Annotated in this window: 15 protein-coding genes; 8 read left to right on the top strand and 7 right to left on the bottom strand. The window is 66.2% G+C overall.

The window, feature by feature from the left end:
- From GQ57_RS29770 to trxA (GQ57_RS29740), 7 genes are all read right to left on the bottom strand, one after another.
- Nucleotides 1–1,758 (bottom strand): ArnT family glycosyltransferase, encoded by a 1,758-nt coding sequence (locus tag GQ57_RS29770; protein ID WP_031403186.1) that lies wholly within the window; start codon nucleotides 1,756–1,758, stop codon nucleotides 1–3.
- Nucleotides 1,759–1,978: 220 nt separating this feature from the next.
- The gene (locus GQ57_RS29765) at nucleotides 1,979–2,239 is read right to left on the bottom strand and encodes a type B 50S ribosomal protein L31 (RefSeq protein ID WP_031403185.1); all 261 of its coding nucleotides are present in this window, start codon (nucleotides 2,237–2,239) and stop codon (nucleotides 1,979–1,981) included.
- Between the two features lie 157 nt (nucleotides 2,240–2,396).
- Nucleotides 2,397–3,230, bottom strand: a complete 834-nt coding sequence (locus tag GQ57_RS29760; RefSeq protein ID WP_031403184.1) for a zinc-dependent peptidase — start codon at nucleotides 3,228–3,230, stop codon at nucleotides 2,397–2,399.
- A gap of 37 nt (nucleotides 3,231–3,267) precedes the next feature.
- The gene (locus GQ57_RS29755; RefSeq protein ID WP_031403183.1) at nucleotides 3,268–4,824 is read right to left on the bottom strand and encodes an MFS transporter; all 1,557 of its coding nucleotides are present in this window, start codon (nucleotides 4,822–4,824) and stop codon (nucleotides 3,268–3,270) included.
- Nucleotides 4,821–5,321 carry a MerR family transcriptional regulator gene (locus tag GQ57_RS29750; protein WP_031403182.1) on the bottom strand — a complete coding sequence of 167 codons (501 nt, stop codon included), beginning with the start codon at nucleotides 5,319–5,321 and terminating at the stop codon, nucleotides 4,821–4,823. Before GQ57_RS29750 ends, GQ57_RS29755 begins: the two co-directional genes overlap by 4 nt.
- Before the next feature lie 130 nt (nucleotides 5,322–5,451).
- Nucleotides 5,452–6,714 (bottom strand): transcription termination factor Rho, encoded by a 1,263-nt coding sequence (gene rho / locus GQ57_RS29745; RefSeq protein ID WP_006478662.1) that lies wholly within the window; start codon nucleotides 6,712–6,714, stop codon nucleotides 5,452–5,454.
- Nucleotides 6,715–6,907: 193 nt separating this feature from the next.
- Nucleotides 6,908–7,234, bottom strand: a complete 327-nt coding sequence (gene trxA, locus GQ57_RS29740) for a thioredoxin TrxA (RefSeq protein ID WP_006402348.1) — start codon at nucleotides 7,232–7,234, stop codon at nucleotides 6,908–6,910.
- Nucleotides 7,235–7,342: 108 nt separating this feature from the next.
- Here trxA (GQ57_RS29740) and trxA (GQ57_RS29735) point away from each other — a divergent pair, with 108 nt between their 5' ends.
- The 8 genes from trxA (GQ57_RS29735) to GQ57_RS29700 all read left to right on the top strand — a co-directional run bounded on the left by trxA (GQ57_RS29735) (nucleotide 7,343) and on the right by GQ57_RS29700 (nucleotide 15,937).
- Nucleotides 7,343–7,669, top strand: a complete 327-nt coding sequence (gene trxA / locus GQ57_RS29735; protein ID WP_006402348.1) for a thioredoxin TrxA — start codon at nucleotides 7,343–7,345, stop codon at nucleotides 7,667–7,669.
- A gap of 193 nt (nucleotides 7,670–7,862) precedes the next feature.
- Nucleotides 7,863–9,125: a transcription termination factor Rho gene (gene rho / locus GQ57_RS29730; protein ID WP_006478662.1), complete on the top strand. Its 1,263-nt coding sequence runs from the start codon at nucleotides 7,863–7,865 to the stop codon at nucleotides 9,123–9,125.
- A gap of 130 nt (nucleotides 9,126–9,255) precedes the next feature.
- On the top strand, nucleotides 9,256–9,756 hold the full coding sequence (locus GQ57_RS29725; RefSeq protein ID WP_031403182.1) for a MerR family transcriptional regulator: 501 nt from the start codon (nucleotides 9,256–9,258) through the stop codon (nucleotides 9,754–9,756).
- Nucleotides 9,753–11,309, top strand: coding sequence for an MFS transporter (locus tag GQ57_RS29720; RefSeq protein ID WP_031403183.1), 1,557 nt, complete (start codon nucleotides 9,753–9,755; stop codon nucleotides 11,307–11,309). The genes GQ57_RS29725 and GQ57_RS29720 overlap by 4 nt, the downstream gene beginning before the upstream one ends.
- Nucleotides 11,310–11,346: 37 nt before the next feature.
- Nucleotides 11,347–12,180, top strand: a complete 834-nt coding sequence (locus GQ57_RS29715) for a zinc-dependent peptidase (protein WP_031403184.1) — start codon at nucleotides 11,347–11,349, stop codon at nucleotides 12,178–12,180.
- Nucleotides 12,181–12,337: 157 nt separating this feature from the next.
- Nucleotides 12,338–12,598 (top strand): type B 50S ribosomal protein L31, encoded by a 261-nt coding sequence (locus GQ57_RS29710; RefSeq protein ID WP_031403185.1) that lies wholly within the window; start codon nucleotides 12,338–12,340, stop codon nucleotides 12,596–12,598.
- Between the two features lie 220 nt (nucleotides 12,599–12,818).
- Nucleotides 12,819–14,576: an ArnT family glycosyltransferase gene (locus GQ57_RS29705; RefSeq protein ID WP_031403186.1), complete on the top strand. Its 1,758-nt coding sequence runs from the start codon at nucleotides 12,819–12,821 to the stop codon at nucleotides 14,574–14,576.
- 2 nt (nucleotides 14,577–14,578) lie between these two features.
- Nucleotides 14,579–15,937: an MATE family efflux transporter gene (locus GQ57_RS29700; RefSeq protein WP_031403187.1), complete on the top strand. Its 1,359-nt coding sequence runs from the start codon at nucleotides 14,579–14,581 to the stop codon at nucleotides 15,935–15,937.
- The last annotated feature ends 3 nt before the right edge of the window (nucleotides 15,938–15,940 follow it).

Here is a 15,940-nt window from a genome sequence, read left to right as displayed (position 1 = left end):
TCAGTCGGCCGCCTGCCGGCGCGGCGGACGCCGCTTGACCGGCGTCTTGGGCCGCTCGATGCGTTCGTACAGGCGGAAGCGTTCGTCGCGGTCGGCGACGCGGCGGCCTTCCCACACGAGACGCCACACGTATTGCGACATCGAGCTCGGCTCGCCGTAGTCCGCACGGTCCTGACGCAGGATCACGTCGCAGTCGCCGGAGAAATCGAAGCGCATGTTGCCGAAATATGCAAAGGTCGCGATCTGCGCGTCGCCGAGCCGCACGGGCGAGATGCACTCGTAATCGGACGGCAGGTGCACCGCGATCTGCTGCGCGACGTCGCGGTAGGTCCGGCCGTAGTTGACGATCGGCAGCCACAGCGTCATCAGCAGCACCCACATCAGCGTGGTGCCGGCGCCCGACAGCACGACGCTGCGCCACAGCACCTTCGGCTGTCGCGAGATGCGCCAGCGCACGAGCACGCACCAGCATACCGTGGCGATGATCGCGCAGATGAACGACAGGATCTTGAAATGCGGCTCGTAGCCGGGCACGAGCCGCGCAAGGTTGCGCGCGAGCGGGTGCGGGAAGCCCGTGAGCGACGCGAGCCACACGAGCCACACGAAGGAGCCGAGGATCGTGAAGCTCAGCACCGCGAACCAGTCGATCGCGTTGATCGCGCCGCGCTTGAGGGTCGGCAGCGCGAACGTCGCGAGCACCGCGAGCGGCGGCAGCAGCAGCATGTACATGCGGTTCGACTGCTGGCTCTGCAGGATCACGAGCGCGACGAGCGGCACGGCGACCGACAACGGGATCGCGATGTGGGCGCGGCGGCGCAGGCCGGCCCAGCTCCACCACGCCCAGATCGCGAGCGGCCACGCCGGCCAGGTGAACAGCGGCAGGTTCTTTGCCGCGTAGCCGAGCACGGCGGTCGGCGGGCCGGAAAAACGCAGCAGGCTGCCGTGGATCCACTGGTCGAGGAACCACGCGGCGTCGTCGGGCGCCGCGATGAATGCGGCCAGCGGCCACAGCGCGAAGATCGCGGCTGCGAGCGGCACGCCGACCAGCGGCAGCCGGAGGTTGCGCATCTCGGGCGTGACGAGCCACAGCACGGCCGTGCCGGCGAGCAGGGCGGCGACCAGCACCGGGTTGCCGGACAGTGCGACGAGGCCCATCGCGAGCCCCCACCACAGCGCGCCCTGCATCGGCTTGTCGATGCTGCGCACGATCCCGTAGACGAGCATCGCGATCCACGCGAACTGCGCGAGCTGCGGCGTCGTCTCGTGTCCGCGTTCGGCGAGGCCGAAGCAGGCGACGAGGACCAGCAGCGCGCCGTCGGCGAGCGTACGGCCGTAGTCGCGCGGCTCGGGCTCGCCGCCGAATGCGTATTTGAACGGCTGGACCTCGGCGCGCCGGCCGAGCAGGTAGGCCGCGTACCAGACGAACGCGCACGCGATGCAGAACAGCACGCCGGTATCGATGCGCGATGCGTTGCTCGCATCGACCCACGGGCCGAGGCCGCGGATCGACAGCGCGCCGAGCCAGTAGCCGAGCGGCCCGTCGGTCGTGATGAACTTGCCGACCAGGTTGGGCAGCAGCCAGTCGTGCCAGCCGCCCTTGGCCATCGTCCACATCACGCCGAAGCCCGCCGCGTCCTCGTTCTTCCACGGGTCGCGGCCGAACAGGCCGAACGCTGCGTAGACGAAACAGAGCGTGAGCAGCAGCCAGCGCGGCAGCGCGCGCGTGGCGGAGGCGGTGAGACGGACGACAGGCTTCATGCAGATGAGCGATTTGTTATGGGCGGGCGGCCGGCGCGGTTACGCGCGGTCGAGCCGGTTTCGAGCATCCGGCATTGTAGTCGCGCGGGCTGTTGCGCGTCAGGTCGATGCCCCGGGCAGCGGCCGGCGGTTTTCCGGCGAGCGGAGACAAAAAAGGGCAGCCTGGGCTGCCCTTTTGTGCGATACCGGTGCGTTGCAACCACCGGATGCGGTGCGAAGCTTACTTCGCCTTGCCGCTGGCGCGAACGCCGAACTTGTTCTTGAACTTCTCGACACGGCCTGCCGTGTCCATGATCTTTTGCTGACCCGTGTAGAACGAGTGCGATTCCGACGACACTTCGATCTTGGCGAGCGGGTAGGTCTTGCCTTCGTGATCGATGGTTTCACGCGTCTGGATCGTCGAGCGCGTGATGAACTTGAAGCCGTTCGACATGTCTTGGAAGACGACTTCGCGGTAATTCGGGTGGATGCCTTCTTTCATGGTCTTTCCTTGGTGAGAGCGGTAGCCAACCCGCCGCTTGCCGTGCCGGAGTGCACTCATTGCGCAAACCAGACGACGCCAAGCCCGGCGCGAGCCACTTGCCTAAGGTCGAAAAACGGCGATTATGCCAGAAAATCAGATGGTTGACGAATAATTTTCACGGTGCGTCGAGCGCGCCGGCACCGGCCGGATCCTGGCGGTAGTAGCGCGCGAGCAGCCGGTACAGCTCCGGGAATTCGGACTCGAACGCTTTCGGCCTTACGAACAGCGCCTCGCTGCATACCGCGAAGAATTCCGACGGGTGGTCGGCGGCATACGGATCGATCAGCGAATCCCGCTCGAAGCGCGCCCACGCGCGGTCCGGCACCGCATCGACGCGCGCGCAGAACTGATCGTACGCGTGCTCGAACACGTCGGCCCACGCCTGCGCGTCGAGGTGCGGCGCATGCCAGCGGCGAAAGAGGGGCGGATAGCCGTCGGCCGCGCCGTTGACCATGTCGATCTTGTGCGCGAACTCGTGGATCACCACGTTGTACGCGTCGCGGCCGTCCGTCATCTGCGCGTCTTCCCACGACAGGATCACCGGCCCGCCTTCCCAGGCCTCGCCGCTCGCGTCCTGCTCGACTTCGTGGACGACGCCGTCCTCGTCCTGCACGGTCTTGCGGATCACGAATTCGCCCGGATACACGACCACGCCGACCCAGCCGTCGTACAGCGACAGATCGAGGTTCAGCACCGGCAGGCAGGCCTGTGCGGAGATCGCGACGATCATCGCGTCGGTCAGCTCGAGCCCGTGCGCGGTCGAAAACGATTTCTTCGCGACGAACAGGCTCGTCAACTCGCGCAGCCGGCCGAGTGCGTCGGGCGACAGCGCGGCGAGGAACGGCAGGCGCTCGACGGTGTCCTGCCACAGCGCGTCGGGGATCGGGTGGCTGCGCAGCGCGCGATCGCGGCGGCGGTCGTCGAGCCAGCGGGTCAGTTTCGAGAGCATGGGGCGGCGCGCGGAAATCCAAAGCCTGTCTTTTAACTCAATCGATCTCTTTTTGCCATGCCGCGAAGAGGCCGCCGACGAGCGCCACGCCCGCGAGGAAGTAAAAGCCGTCGAGCGACGCGAGGAACGAGGCCTGCTGCGCGACCATCCGCGCAATCGAGGCGATCGCGAGGCCGTGCGCCTCGTTCGGTGCGTGGCCGGCCGCCGCATAGCCTTGCGTCAGCGCGTCGACGGTCTGCTGGAACAGCGGGTCGAACACGTTGGCGCGCTCGACGAGCCGCGTCTGGTGCACGGCCACGCGGTGCTGCTCGACGATGATGACCGATGACGTCGCGAACGAGATCGTCAGTTGCCGCACGATGTTCTTCAGCCGGTAGCCGTGCGTGTACTCGTCGATCGCGAAGATCCGGAACGTGAGGTTGGCCACCGGCAGCACGATGAAGAGCAGCAGCAGCCCGCGCAGCAAGAGCGGGACGATCAGCGCGGCTTCGCCGACCTGCGGCGTCATGCGCGTCATCCACAGCGCCGCCGTGACGGCGATCGCGAACCCCGGCACGACGAACCATTTCTTGTGCGTGACGAATTTCGCGTAACGCAGGTAAGCGAACAGCGCGGTGGCCGAAATCAGCGACGTCGTGCCCACCAGGCGCCCGGCATTCTCGACCGGATAGCCGAGCCCGCTTTCGAGAAAGCGCGATGTCAGGTAGCTGAAACCCGTCGACTCGTAGTAATAGAACATGTAGAGCAGCAGCCCGACCTGGAAGGTCCGTTCGCGAAACGCGTGCAGCCGCACGAGCGGCGTCGGGTGGTTCCACTGGTGATAGGCGAACCAGGCGAGGGCGCCGATCCCCGCGATCGTCAGCAGGATCAGCATCGGCGAGCCGCTGTAGAGCTGGTAATGCACCTGCTGCAGCACGATCTGCAGCGCGCCTTGCGCGAGCGCGAACACGACGTACGGCCAGAAGTGCCCGGCGCCGCGTTCGTCGTCGGGAGTCCTGCCCGAGTCGGGCAGCGTGAGCAGCGCGAGGATCGCGAACGCGATGCCGGCCGGCGCCGTGCATGCGAACAGCGCGCGCCACGTCGAATGCGCGACGAGCAGCCCGCCCGCGATCGGCGCGAGCGCGCTGCCGAGCAGGATCATGACCAGGAACGCGCGCGTTGCCGGCGGCCGTTCCTGCGGCTTGAAGCTGATCTGGATCAGGATCCGGCACGCGCCCATCATCGGGCCGATGAAGTATCCCTGGAAGCCGCGTGCGAATGCCAGTTCGAGCGACGTGTCCGCCAGTGCGGCCGCGATCGCGCCGAACGAGAACATCAGCATGCAGCCGGCCACGTAGCGGCGATGCCCCAGCCGGTCGACCCACCATTGCTGCTGCAGGATGCCGAGCACGGCCGTGACCGCGTACGCGCTCGACGACCACACGAGCTCGTCGGGCGATGCGTTGACGCCGCCCGCGATGTAGCTCGCGAAGAACGAGAAGGCCGCGTTGTCGAAGTAGTCGAGGCCGGTCACGAGCGCGAGCGCCCACGGGAACAGGTCGGCGCGCAGGTTCGCGCGGCTCCACAGCGGCGGGCGGCCGGGCAGCGCGTTCATTCACGATCCTTGCGTGCGCGCCGCGGGCCGGCTTCGGCCCGGCGCTGCGCGATCAGCGCGTCGGGGTTTTCGCCGGCGAGGCGTCGCTCGACGTAATCGATGTCGTGCTGCAGTTCCTTGCGCAGCGCGACGGCTTCCTTCAGTTCGCGCTGGACGGCTTCGATCCGCCGGTCGAGCGTGTCGATCTGCCCGGCGAGGCCGGCGCGGATGTCGCGCAGCGACGCGTCCGAATAACGGCGCCGGCCGTCGCCGGTTTCCTCGAGCGGGCGCTTCAGCATCTCGGTGATGCCGTGCAGCGAGAACCCGAGCGCGCGCAACCGCAGGATGCGCGCGAAGCGTTCGAGGTCGGCTTCGTCGTAGAGGCGGTAGCGGCCTTCGCTGCGCGACGGCGTGACGAGCCCGCGTTCTTCGTAGTACTTCAGCGTGCGCGGCGTGACGCCGAGCCGTGAGGCGGCATCGCTCACGGTCAGCAGCGGGGTGGAGGCGTCGTTCGGCATCGGCGGGCGGAGGAGTCGATCGGGGCGATGACGCGATTGTAGATCAACCTGTACGTTCACGTTCATGTTTAGGCAAAAAAACGGCCGCCGGCGAGATGCGCGGGCGGCCGTTCTTTGCGGGGCGGGGCGATCAGCCGCCGCGGCGCATCAGGTCGAAGAACTCGGAGTTGCTCTTCGTCTGGCGGATCTTGTCGAGCAGGAATTCCATGGCCTCGACTTCATCCATGTCGTGAATGAACTTGCGCAGCACCCAGATCTTCTGAAGGATCTCGGGCTTGATCAGCATTTCCTCGCGGCGCGTGCCCGACTTGTTCAGGTTGATCGACGGATACACGCGCTTTTCCGCGAGACGGCGCTCGAGGTGCACTTCCATGTTGCCGGTGCCCTTGAACTCTTCGTAGATCACGTCGTCCATGCGGCTGCCGGTTTCGATCAGTGCGGTGCCGATGATCGTGAGCGAGCCGCCTTCCTCGATGTTGCGCGCCGCGCCGAAGAAGCGCTTCGGACGCTGCAGTGCGTTCGCGTCGACACCGCCCGTCAGCACCTTGCCCGAGGCCGGGATCACGGTGTTGTATGCGCGGGCGAGACGCGTGATCGAGTCGAGCAGGATCACGACGTCGTGCTTCATTTCGACGAGGCGCTTGGCCTTCTCGATCACCATTTCGGCGACCTGCACGTGACGCGTGGCCGGTTCGTCGAACGTCGACGCGATCACTTCGCCGGCAACCGAGCGCTGCATTTCGGTCACTTCTTCGGGGCGCTCGTCGATCAGCAGCACGAACAGGATCACGTCCGGGTGGTTCTGCTTGATCGCGTGCGCGATGTGCTGGAGCATCACGGTCTTGCCCGACTTCGGCGACGCGACGAGCAGGCCGCGCTGGCCCTTGCCGATCGGCGCGATCATGTCGATGATGCGGCCCGTGACGTTTTCCTCGCCGCGCATTTCGCGTTCGAGCGACAGCGGCTTGTTCGGGTGCAGCGGCGTGAGGTTCTCGAACATGATCTTGTGTTTCGAGGCCTCGGGCGGCTGCCCGTTGACTTTGTCGACCTTCACCAGCGCGAAGTAGCGTTCGCCGTCCTTCGGCGTGCGGACTTCGCCTTCGATGGTGTCGCCGGTATGCAGGTTGAAGCGGCGGATCTGCGACGGGCTGATATAGATGTCGTCGGTGCTCGCGAGGTACGACATTTCCGGCGAGCGCAGGAAGCCGAAGCCGTCCGGCAGCACTTCGAGCGTGCCGTCGCCGAAGATCGTCTCTCCCGTCTTGGCGCGCTTTTTAAGAATGGCGAACATCAACTCCTGCTTGCGCAGGCGGTTCGCGTTTTCGATCTCGAGGCCATTGGCCATTTCGATCAGTTCGGACACGTGCAGAGACTTGAGCTCGGATAAATGCATACGGAGAACCCGCCAGGGAGGAGACGACGAAAGAAATAAAGGGAGGAGGGCGAGCGGAAGCGCTCAGAGACTTAAATGCGTCTTGTAGACGTTTTTTAATTCTAGCATACGCCGATTCGCGCTTGAGCGGACGATCGGCGGCTGGGCGGCGGACGTGTTGCCGGTTGACAACACGTCCGCGGAACTGCCGGTATTACAGGTGGCTGTCCAGGAATGCGGTGAGCTGCGACTTCGACAGCGCGCCGACCTTCTGCGCGGCGGCCGCGCCGTTCTTGAACAGGATCAGCGTCGGGATGCCGCGCACGCCGAACTTCGCGGGCGTGGCCTGGTTGTCGTCGACGTTGATCTTCGCGATCTGCAGCTTGTCGCCGTAGTCCTTTGCGACTTCGTCGAGGATCGGGGCGATCATCTTGCACGGGCCGCACCATTCGGCCCAGAAATCGACGAGCACGGGCTTGTCGGATTTGACGACGTCCTGTTCGAACGATGCGTCGCTGATGTGTTTGATCTGTTCGCTCATTGGGTCAATACCTCTTACGGTTCGGGGACTGCCTGCTTGCGCGTCGCGGCGGCCGGCCGCCGCGACGCGCAAGCAGGCAGTCCCCGAACCGTAAGAGGTATTGACCCAATGAGCGAACAGATCAAACACATCAGCGACGCATCGTTCGAACAGGACGTCGTCAAATCCGACAAGCCCGTGCTCGTCGATTTCTGGGCCGAATGGTGCGGCCCGTGCAAGATGATCGCCCCGATCCTCGACGAAGTCGCAAAGGACTACGGCGACAAGCTGCAGATCGCGAAGATCAACGTCGACGACAACCAGGCCACGCCCGCGAAGTTCGGCGTGCGCGGCATCCCGACGCTGATCCTGTTCAAGAACGGCGCGGCCGCCGCGCAGAAGGTCGGCGCGCTGTCGAAGTCGCAGCTCACCGCATTCCTGGACAGCCACCTGTAATACCGGCAGTTCCGCGGACGTGTTGTCAACCGGCAACACGTCCGCCGCCCAGCCGCCGATCGTCCGCTCAAGCGCGAATCGGCGTATGCTAGAATTAAAAAACGTCTACAAGACGCATTTAAGTCTCTGAGCGCTTCCGCTCGCCCTCCTCCCTTTATTTCTTTCGTCGTCTCCTCCCTGGCGGGTTCTCCGTATGCATTTATCCGAGCTCAAGTCTCTGCACGTGTCCGAACTGATCGAAATGGCCAATGGCCTCGAGATCGAAAACGCGAACCGCCTGCGCAAGCAGGAGTTGATGTTCGCCATTCTTAAAAAGCGCGCCAAGACGGGAGAGACGATCTTCGGCGACGGCACGCTCGAAGTGCTGCCGGACGGCTTCGGCTTCCTGCGCTCGCCGGAAATGTCGTACCTCGCGAGCACCGACGACATCTATATCAGCCCGTCGCAGATCCGCCGCTTCAACCTGCATACCGGCGACACCATCGAAGGCGAAGTCCGCACGCCGAAGGACGGCGAACGCTACTTCGCGCTGGTGAAGGTCGACAAAGTCAACGGGCAGCCGCCCGAGGCCTCGAAACACAAGATCATGTTCGAGAACCTCACGCCGCTGCACCCGAACAAGCCGCTGTCGCTCGAACGCGAAATGCGCGGCGAGGAAAACGTCACGGGCCGCATCATCGACATGATCGCGCCGATCGGCAAGGGCCAGCGCGGCCTGCTCGTCGCGTCGCCGAAGTCGGGCAAGACCGTGATGCTCCAGCACATCGCGCACGCGATCAAGCAGAACCACCCGGACGTGATCCTGTTCGTGCTGCTGATCGACGAGCGCCCCGAAGAAGTGACCGAAATGCAGCGCTCGGTTGCCGGCGAAGTGATCGCGTCGACGTTCGACGAACCGGCCACGCGTCACGTGCAGGTCGCCGAAATGGTGATCGAGAAGGCCAAGCGCCTCGTCGAAATGAAGCACGACGTCGTGATCCTGCTCGACTCGATCACGCGTCTCGCCCGCGCATACAACACCGTGATCCCGGCCTCGGGCAAGGTGCTGACGGGCGGTGTCGACGCGAACGCACTGCAGCGTCCGAAGCGCTTCTTCGGCGCGGCGCGCAACATCGAGGAAGGCGGCTCGCTCACGATCATCGGCACCGCACTGATCGAAACCGGCAGCCGCATGGACGACGTGATCTACGAAGAGTTCAAGGGCACCGGCAACATGGAAGTGCACCTCGAGCGCCGTCTCGCGGAAAAGCGCGTGTATCCGTCGATCAACCTGAACAAGTCGGGCACGCGCCGCGAGGAAATGCTGATCAAGCCCGAGATCCTTCAGAAGATCTGGGTGCTGCGCAAGTTCATTCACGACATGGATGAAGTCGAGGCCATGGAATTCCTGCTCGACAAGATCCGCCAGACGAAGAGCAACTCCGAGTTCTTCGACCTGATGCGCCGCGGCGGCTGATCGCCCCGCCCCGCAAAGAACGGCCGCCCGCGCATCTCGCCGGCGGCCGTTTTTTTGCCTAAACATGAACGTGAACGTACAGGTTGATCTACAATCGCGTCATCGCCCCGATCGACTCCTCCGCCCGCCGATGCCGAACGACGCCTCCACCCCGCTGCTGACCGTGAGCGATGCCGCCTCACGGCTCGGCGTCACGCCGCGCACGCTGAAGTACTACGAAGAACGCGGGCTCGTCACGCCGTCGCGCAGCGAAGGCCGCTACCGCCTCTACGACGAAGCCGACCTCGAACGCTTCGCGCGCATCCTGCGGTTGCGCGCGCTCGGGTTCTCGCTGCACGGCATCACCGAGATGCTGAAGCGCCCGCTCGAGGAAACCGGCGACGGCCGGCGCCGTTATTCGGACGCGTCGCTGCGCGACATCCGCGCCGGCCTCGCCGGGCAGATCGACACGCTCGACCGGCGGATCGAAGCCGTCCAGCGCGAACTGAAGGAAGCCGTCGCGCTGCGCAAGGAACTGCAGCACGACATCGATTACGTCGAGCGACGCCTCGCCGGCGAAAACCCCGACGCGCTGATCGCGCAGCGCCGGGCCGAAGCCGGCCCGCGGCGCGCACGCAAGGATCGTGAATGAACGCGCTGCCCGGCCGCCCGCCGCTGTGGAGCCGCGCGAACCTGCGCGCCGACCTGTTCCCGTGGGCGCTCGCGCTCGTGACCGGCCTCGACTACTTCGACAACGCGGCCTTCTCGTTCTTCGCGAGCTACATCGCGGGCGGCGTCAACGCATCGCCCGACGAGCTCGTGTGGTCGTCGAGCGCGTACGCGGTCACGGCCGTGCTCGGCATCCTGCAGCAGCAATGGTGGGTCGACCGGCTGGGGCATCGCCGCTACGTGGCCGGCTGCATGCTGATGTTCTCGTTCGGCGCGATCGCGGCCGCACTGGCGGACACGTCGCTCGAACTGGCATTCGCACGCGGCTTCCAGGGATACTTCATCGGCCCGATGATGGGCGCGTGCCGGATCCTGATCCAGATCAGCTTCAAGCCGCAGGAACGGCCGCCGGCAACGCGCGCGTTCCTGGTCATGATCCTGCTCGGCAGCGCGCTCGCGCCGATCGCGGGCGGGCTGCTCGTCGCGCATTCGACGTGGCGCGCGCTGTTCGCATGCACGGCGCCGGCCGGCATCGCGTTCGCGATCCTCGCGCTGCTCACGCTGCCCGACTCGGGCAGGACTCCCGACGACGAACGCGGCGCCGGGCACTTCTGGCCGTACGTCGTGTTCGCGCTCGCGCAAGGCGCGCTGCAGATCGTGCTGCAGCAGGTGCATTACCAGCTCTACAGCGGCTCGCCGATGCTGATCCTGCTGACGATCGCGGGGATCGGCGCCCTCGCCTGGTTCGCCTATCACCAGTGGAACCACCCGACGCCGCTCGTGCGGCTGCACGCGTTTCGCGAACGGACCTTCCAGGTCGGGCTGCTGCTCTACATGTTCTATTACTACGAGTCGACGGGTTTCAGCTACCTGACATCGCGCTTTCTCGAAAGCGGGCTCGGCTATCCGGTCGAGAATGCCGGGCGCCTGGTGGGCACGACGTCGCTGATTTCGGCCACCGCGCTGTTCGCTTACCTGCGTTACGCGAAATTCGTCACGCACAAGAAATGGTTCGTCGTGCCGGGGTTCGCGATCGCCGTCACGGCGGCGCTGTGGATGACGCGCATGACGCCGCAGGTCGGCGAAGCCGCGCTGATCGTCCCGCTCTTGCTGCGCGGGCTGCTGCTGCTCTTCATCGTGCTGCCGGTGGCCAACCTCACGTTCCGGATCTTCGCGATCGACGAGTACACGCACGGCTACCGGCTGAAGAACATCGTGCGGCAACTGACGATCTCGTTCGCGACGTCATCGGTCATCATCGTCGAGCAGCACCGCGTGGCCGTGCACCAGACGCGGCTCGTCGAGCGCGCCAACGTGTTCGACCCGCTGTTCCAGCAGACCGTCGACGCGCTGACGCAAGGCTATGCGGCGGCCGGCCACGCACCGAACGAGGCGCACGGCCTCGCGATCGCCTCGATTGCGCGGATGGTCGCGCAGCAGGCCTCGTTCCTCGCGTCGCTCGACGGCTTTTACTTCCTCGCGGGCGTGGCGCTCGTCGGCGGCCTCTTCGCGGCATGGCAAAAAGAGATCGATTGAGTTAAAAGACAGGCTTTGGATTTCCGCGCGCCGCCCCATGCTCTCGAAACTGACCCGCTGGCTCGACGACCGCCGCCGCGATCGCGCGCTGCGCAGCCACCCGATCCCCGACGCGCTGTGGCAGGACACCGTCGAGCGCCTGCCGTTCCTCGCCGCGCTGTCGCCCGACGCACTCGGCCGGCTGCGCGAGTTGACGAGCCTGTTCGTCGCGAAGAAATCGTTTTCGACCGCGCACGGGCTCGAGCTGACCGACGCGATGATCGTCGCGATCTCCGCACAGGCCTGCCTGCCGGTGCTGAACCTCGATCTGTCGCTGTACGACGGCTGGGTCGGCGTGGTCGTGTATCCGGGCGAATTCGTGATCCGCAAGACCGTGCAGGACGAGGACGGCGTCGTCCACGAAGTCGAGCAGGACGCGAGCGGCGAGGCCTGGGAAGGCGGGCCGGTGATCCTGTCGTGGGAAGACGCGCAGATGACGGACGGCCGCGACGCGTACAACGTGGTGATCCACGAGTTCGCGCACAAGATCGACATGGTCAACGGCGCGGCCGACGGCTATCCGCCCCTCTTTCGCCGCTGGCATGCGCCGCACCTCGACGCGCAGGCGTGGGCCGACGTGTTCGAGCACGCGTACGATCAGTTCTGCGCGCGCGTCGATGCGGTGCCGGACCGCGCGTGGGCGCGCTTCGAGCGGGATTCGCTGATCGATCCGTATGCCGCCGACCACCCGTCGGAATTCTTCGCGGTATGCAGCGAGGCGCTGTTCGTAAGGCCGAAAGCGTTCGAGTCCGAATTCCCGGAGCTGTACCGGCTGCTCGCGCGCTACTACCGCCAGGATCCGGCCGGTGCCGGCGCGCTCGACGCACCGTGAAAATTATTCGTCAACCATCTGATTTTCTGGCATAATCGCCGTTTTTCGACCTTAGGCAAGTGGCTCGCGCCGGGCTTGGCGTCGTCTGGTTTGCGCAATGAGTGCACTCCGGCACGGCAAGCGGCGGGTTGGCTACCGCTCTCACCAAGGAAAGACCATGAAAGAAGGCATCCACCCGAATTACCGCGAAGTCGTCTTCCAAGACATGTCGAACGGCTTCAAGTTCATCACGCGCTCGACGATCCAGACGCGTGAAACCATCGATCACGAAGGCAAGACCTACCCGCTCGCCAAGATCGAAGTGTCGTCGGAATCGCACTCGTTCTACACGGGTCAGCAAAAGATCATGGACACGGCAGGCCGTGTCGAGAAGTTCAAGAACAAGTTCGGCGTTCGCGCCAGCGGCAAGGCGAAGTAAGCTTCGCACCGCATCCGGTGGTTGCAACGCACCGGTATCGCACAAAAGGGCAGCCCAGGCTGCCCTTTTTTGTCTCCGCTCGCCGGAAAACCGCCGGCCGCTGCCCGGGGCATCGACCTGACGCGCAACAGCCCGCGCGACTACAATGCCGGATGCTCGAAACCGGCTCGACCGCGCGTAACCGCGCCGGCCGCCCGCCCATAACAAATCGCTCATCTGCATGAAGCCTGTCGTCCGTCTCACCGCCTCCGCCACGCGCGCGCTGCCGCGCTGGCTGCTGCTCACGCTCTGTTTCGTCTACGCAGCGTTCGGCCTGTTCGGCCGCGACCCGTGGAAGAACGAGGACGCGGCGGGCTTCGGCGTGATGTGGACGATGGCCAAGGGCGGCTGGCACGACTGGCTGCTGCCCAACCTGGTCGGCAAGTTCATCACGACCGACGGGCCGCTCGGCTACTGGCTCGGCGCGCTGTCGATCCGCGGCCTCGGCCCGTGGGTCGATGCGAGCAACGCATCGCGCATCGATACCGGCGTGCTGTTCTGCATCGCGTGCGCGTTCGTCTGGTACGCGGCCTACCTGCTCGGCCGGCGCGCCGAGGTCCAGCCGTTCAAATACGCATTCGGCGGCGAGCCCGAGCCGCGCGACTACGGCCGTACGCTCGCCGACGGCGCGCTGCTGGTCCTCGTCGCCTGCTTCGGCCTCGCCGAACGCGGACACGAGACGACGCCGCAGCTCGCGCAGTTCGCGTGGATCGCGATGCTCGTCTACGGGATCGTGCGCAGCATCGACAAGCCGATGCAGGGCGCGCTGTGGTGGGGGCTCGCGATGGGCCTCGTCGCACTGTCCGGCAACCCGGTGCTGGTCGCCGCCCTGCTCGCCGGCACGGCCGTGCTGTGGCTCGTCACGCCCGAGATGCGCAACCTCCGGCTGCCGCTGGTCGGCGTGCCGCTCGCAGCCGCGATCTTCGCGCTGTGGCCGCTGGCCGCATTCATCGCGGCGCCCGACGACGCCGCGTGGTTCCTCGACCAGTGGATCCACGGCAGCCTGCTGCGTTTTTCCGGCCCGCCGACCGCCGTGCTCGGCTACGCGGCAAAGAACCTGCCGCTGTTCACCTGGCCGGCGTGGCCGCTCGCGATCTGGGCGTGGTGGAGCTGGGCCGGCCTGCGCCGCCGCGCCCACATCGCGATCCCGTTGTCGGTCGCCGTGCCGCTCGTCGCGCTCGTGATCCTGCAGAGCCAGCAGTCGAACCGCATGTACATGCTGCTGCTGCCGCCGCTCGCGGTGCTCGCGACGTTCGCGCTGCCGACCCTCAAGCGCGGCGCGATCAACGCGATCGACTGGTTCGCGGTGCTGAGCTTCACGATCCTCGGCTCCTTCGTGTGGCTCGTGTGGCTCGCGTCGCTCACGGGCTTCCCGCACCCGCTCGCGCGCAACCTTGCGCGGCTCGTGCCCGGCTACGAGCCGCATTTCAAGATCCTGTCGTTCATCTGCGCGATCATCGCCACGGTATGCTGGTGCGTGCTCGTGCGCTGGCGCATCTCGCGACAGCCGAAGGTGCTGTGGCGCAGCGTCGTGCTGTCGGGCGCCGGCACCACGCTGATGTGGGTGCTGCTGATGACGCTGTGGCTGCCGATCGTCAACTACGGCCGGACCTACCGCGACGTCGCGCAGCAGATCGCGGTGCACCTGCCGTCCGATTACGAGTGCATCTCGCCCGTGCGGCTCGGCGACGCGCAGATCGCGACCTTTGCATATTTCGGCAACATGCGCTTCGATTTCTCCGGCGACTGCGACGTGATCCTGCGTCAGGACCGTGCGGACTACGGCGAGCCGAGCTCGATGTCGCAATACGTGTGGCGTCTCGTGTGGGAAGGCCGCCGCGTCGCCGACCGCGACGAACGCTTCCGCCTGTACGAACGCATCGAGCGGCCCAAGACGCCGGTCAAGCGGCGTCCGCCGCGCCGGCAGGCGGCCGACTGACGATGCTCGGCGACATTCGCCGGATCGTAGGCCTCGCGTGGCCGGTGCTCGTCGGCCAGCTCGCCATCATCGCGTTCGGCGTGATCGACACGGCGATGGTCGGGCGCTATTCGGCCGTCGATCTGGCCGCGCTAGGGCTCGGCTCGTCGATCTACGTGTCGATCTATATCGGCCTCATGGGCATCCTGTCCGCGCTGCAGCCGATCGCCGGACAACTGTACGGCGCGCGGCGCCATGCCGAGATCGGCGAGGAAGTCCGCCAGGCGCTGTGGCTCGCGCTGCTGCTCGCGGTCCCCGGCTTTCTCCTGCTGCATTTTCCGGAGCCGCTGCTGCGCATCGCACACGCACCGGCCGCACTGCACGACCGCACCGTCGACTACCTGCGCATCCTGTCGTACGGGCTGCCCGCCAGCCTCGTCTTCCGCATCTACAACGCACTGACCAACGCGGCCGGCAAGCCGCGCCTGGCGATGATCCTGCAGGTCGGCGCGCTGCTGCTCAAGTTTCCGCTCAACGTGTGGTTCATCTTCGGCGGTTTCGGCATGCCGGCCCTCGGCGGCCCGGGCTGCGGGCTCGCGAGCACGCTGATCAACTGGGCGCTCGCGCTGATCGGCTACACGCTGCTCGCGAAGCTCGACGTGTTCGCGCCGCTCGCGATCTTCTCGCGCTTCTGCTGGCCCGTCTGGGAGCGTCAGAAGGCGCTCCTGAAGCTCGGCGTGCCGATGGGCCTGTCGTACCTGATCGAGGTCACGTCGTACACGTGCATGGCGCTGTTCATCGCGCAGTTCGGCACGACGACGCTCGCCGGCCACCAGATCGCCGGCAACATCGGCGCGGTGCTGTACATGACGCCGCTGTCGATCGGCGTGGCGGCCTCGACGCTGGTCGCGCGCGCGCTCGGCGCCGGGCGTCCCGAGGAAGCCCGGCTGCTCGGCCGGCACAGCGTGATCTTCGCGTGCGGCATTGCCGCGACATACGGCCTGCTCGTGTTCGGGCTGCGCCCGCTGATCATCGACGGCTATACGCCGAACCCGGCCGTCGCCGCGGCCGCGATGCCGCTCGTCGCGATCGTCGCGTGCTACCACGTGTTCGACGCACTGCAGGTCACGTCGGCGTTCGTGCTGCGCGCATACAAGGTGGCAATCGTGCCGACCGTGATCTATGCGGTCGCGCTGTGGGGCGTCGGGCTCAGCGGCGGCTACACGCTCGGCTTCGACGTGGGCGGGATCGCGCCCGCGTGGCTGACCGGCGCGCGCGGCTTCTGGTTCGCGAACACGATCAGCCTGATGCTCGCGGGCACCGGGCTCGTGGCCTACCTGCGCCGCGTCAGCCGCGCGCGCGTCGCCGCCGCCCGCGCCTGACGC

It is taken from the genome of Burkholderia sp. MSh2 (assembly GCF_000731655.1).
GTDB lineage: Bacteria > Pseudomonadota > Gammaproteobacteria > Burkholderiales > Burkholderiaceae > Burkholderia > Burkholderia paludis.
Note: the sequence above shows the minus strand (reverse complement) of the source record. Positions and strands in the feature narration are given on the sequence as shown.

What these genes read in the sequence shown, in the direction of transcription:
- GQ57_RS29705 (WP_031403186.1), top strand. Translation starts at nt 12,819, where the DNA reads ATGAAGCCTGTCGTCCGTCTCACCGCCTCCGCCACGCGCGCGCTGCCG.
- GQ57_RS29760 (WP_031403184.1), bottom strand. Translation starts at nt 3,230, where the DNA reads ATGCTCTCGAAACTGACCCGCTGGCTCGACGACCGCCGCCGCGATCGC.
- GQ57_RS29710 (WP_031403185.1), top strand. Translation starts at nt 12,338, where the DNA reads ATGAAAGAAGGCATCCACCCGAATTACCGCGAAGTCGTCTTCCAAGAC.
- rho (WP_006478662.1), bottom strand. Translation starts at nt 6,714, where the DNA reads ATGCATTTATCCGAGCTCAAGTCTCTGCACGTGTCCGAACTGATCGAA.
- GQ57_RS29725 (WP_031403182.1), top strand. Translation starts at nt 9,256, where the DNA reads ATGCCGAACGACGCCTCCACCCCGCTGCTGACCGTGAGCGATGCCGCC.
- GQ57_RS29755 (WP_031403183.1), bottom strand. Translation starts at nt 4,824, where the DNA reads ATGAACGCGCTGCCCGGCCGCCCGCCGCTGTGGAGCCGCGCGAACCTG.
- trxA (WP_006402348.1), bottom strand. Translation starts at nt 7,234, where the DNA reads ATGAGCGAACAGATCAAACACATCAGCGACGCATCGTTCGAACAGGAC.
- GQ57_RS29700 (WP_031403187.1), top strand. Translation starts at nt 14,579, where the DNA reads ATGCTCGGCGACATTCGCCGGATCGTAGGCCTCGCGTGGCCGGTGCTC.
- GQ57_RS29715 (WP_031403184.1), top strand. Translation starts at nt 11,347, where the DNA reads ATGCTCTCGAAACTGACCCGCTGGCTCGACGACCGCCGCCGCGATCGC.
- trxA (WP_006402348.1), top strand. Translation starts at nt 7,343, where the DNA reads ATGAGCGAACAGATCAAACACATCAGCGACGCATCGTTCGAACAGGAC.
- GQ57_RS29750 (WP_031403182.1), bottom strand. Translation starts at nt 5,321, where the DNA reads ATGCCGAACGACGCCTCCACCCCGCTGCTGACCGTGAGCGATGCCGCC.
- rho (WP_006478662.1), top strand. Translation starts at nt 7,863, where the DNA reads ATGCATTTATCCGAGCTCAAGTCTCTGCACGTGTCCGAACTGATCGAA.
- GQ57_RS29720 (WP_031403183.1), top strand. Translation starts at nt 9,753, where the DNA reads ATGAACGCGCTGCCCGGCCGCCCGCCGCTGTGGAGCCGCGCGAACCTG.
- GQ57_RS29770 (WP_031403186.1), bottom strand. Translation starts at nt 1,758, where the DNA reads ATGAAGCCTGTCGTCCGTCTCACCGCCTCCGCCACGCGCGCGCTGCCG.
- GQ57_RS29765 (WP_031403185.1), bottom strand. Translation starts at nt 2,239, where the DNA reads ATGAAAGAAGGCATCCACCCGAATTACCGCGAAGTCGTCTTCCAAGAC.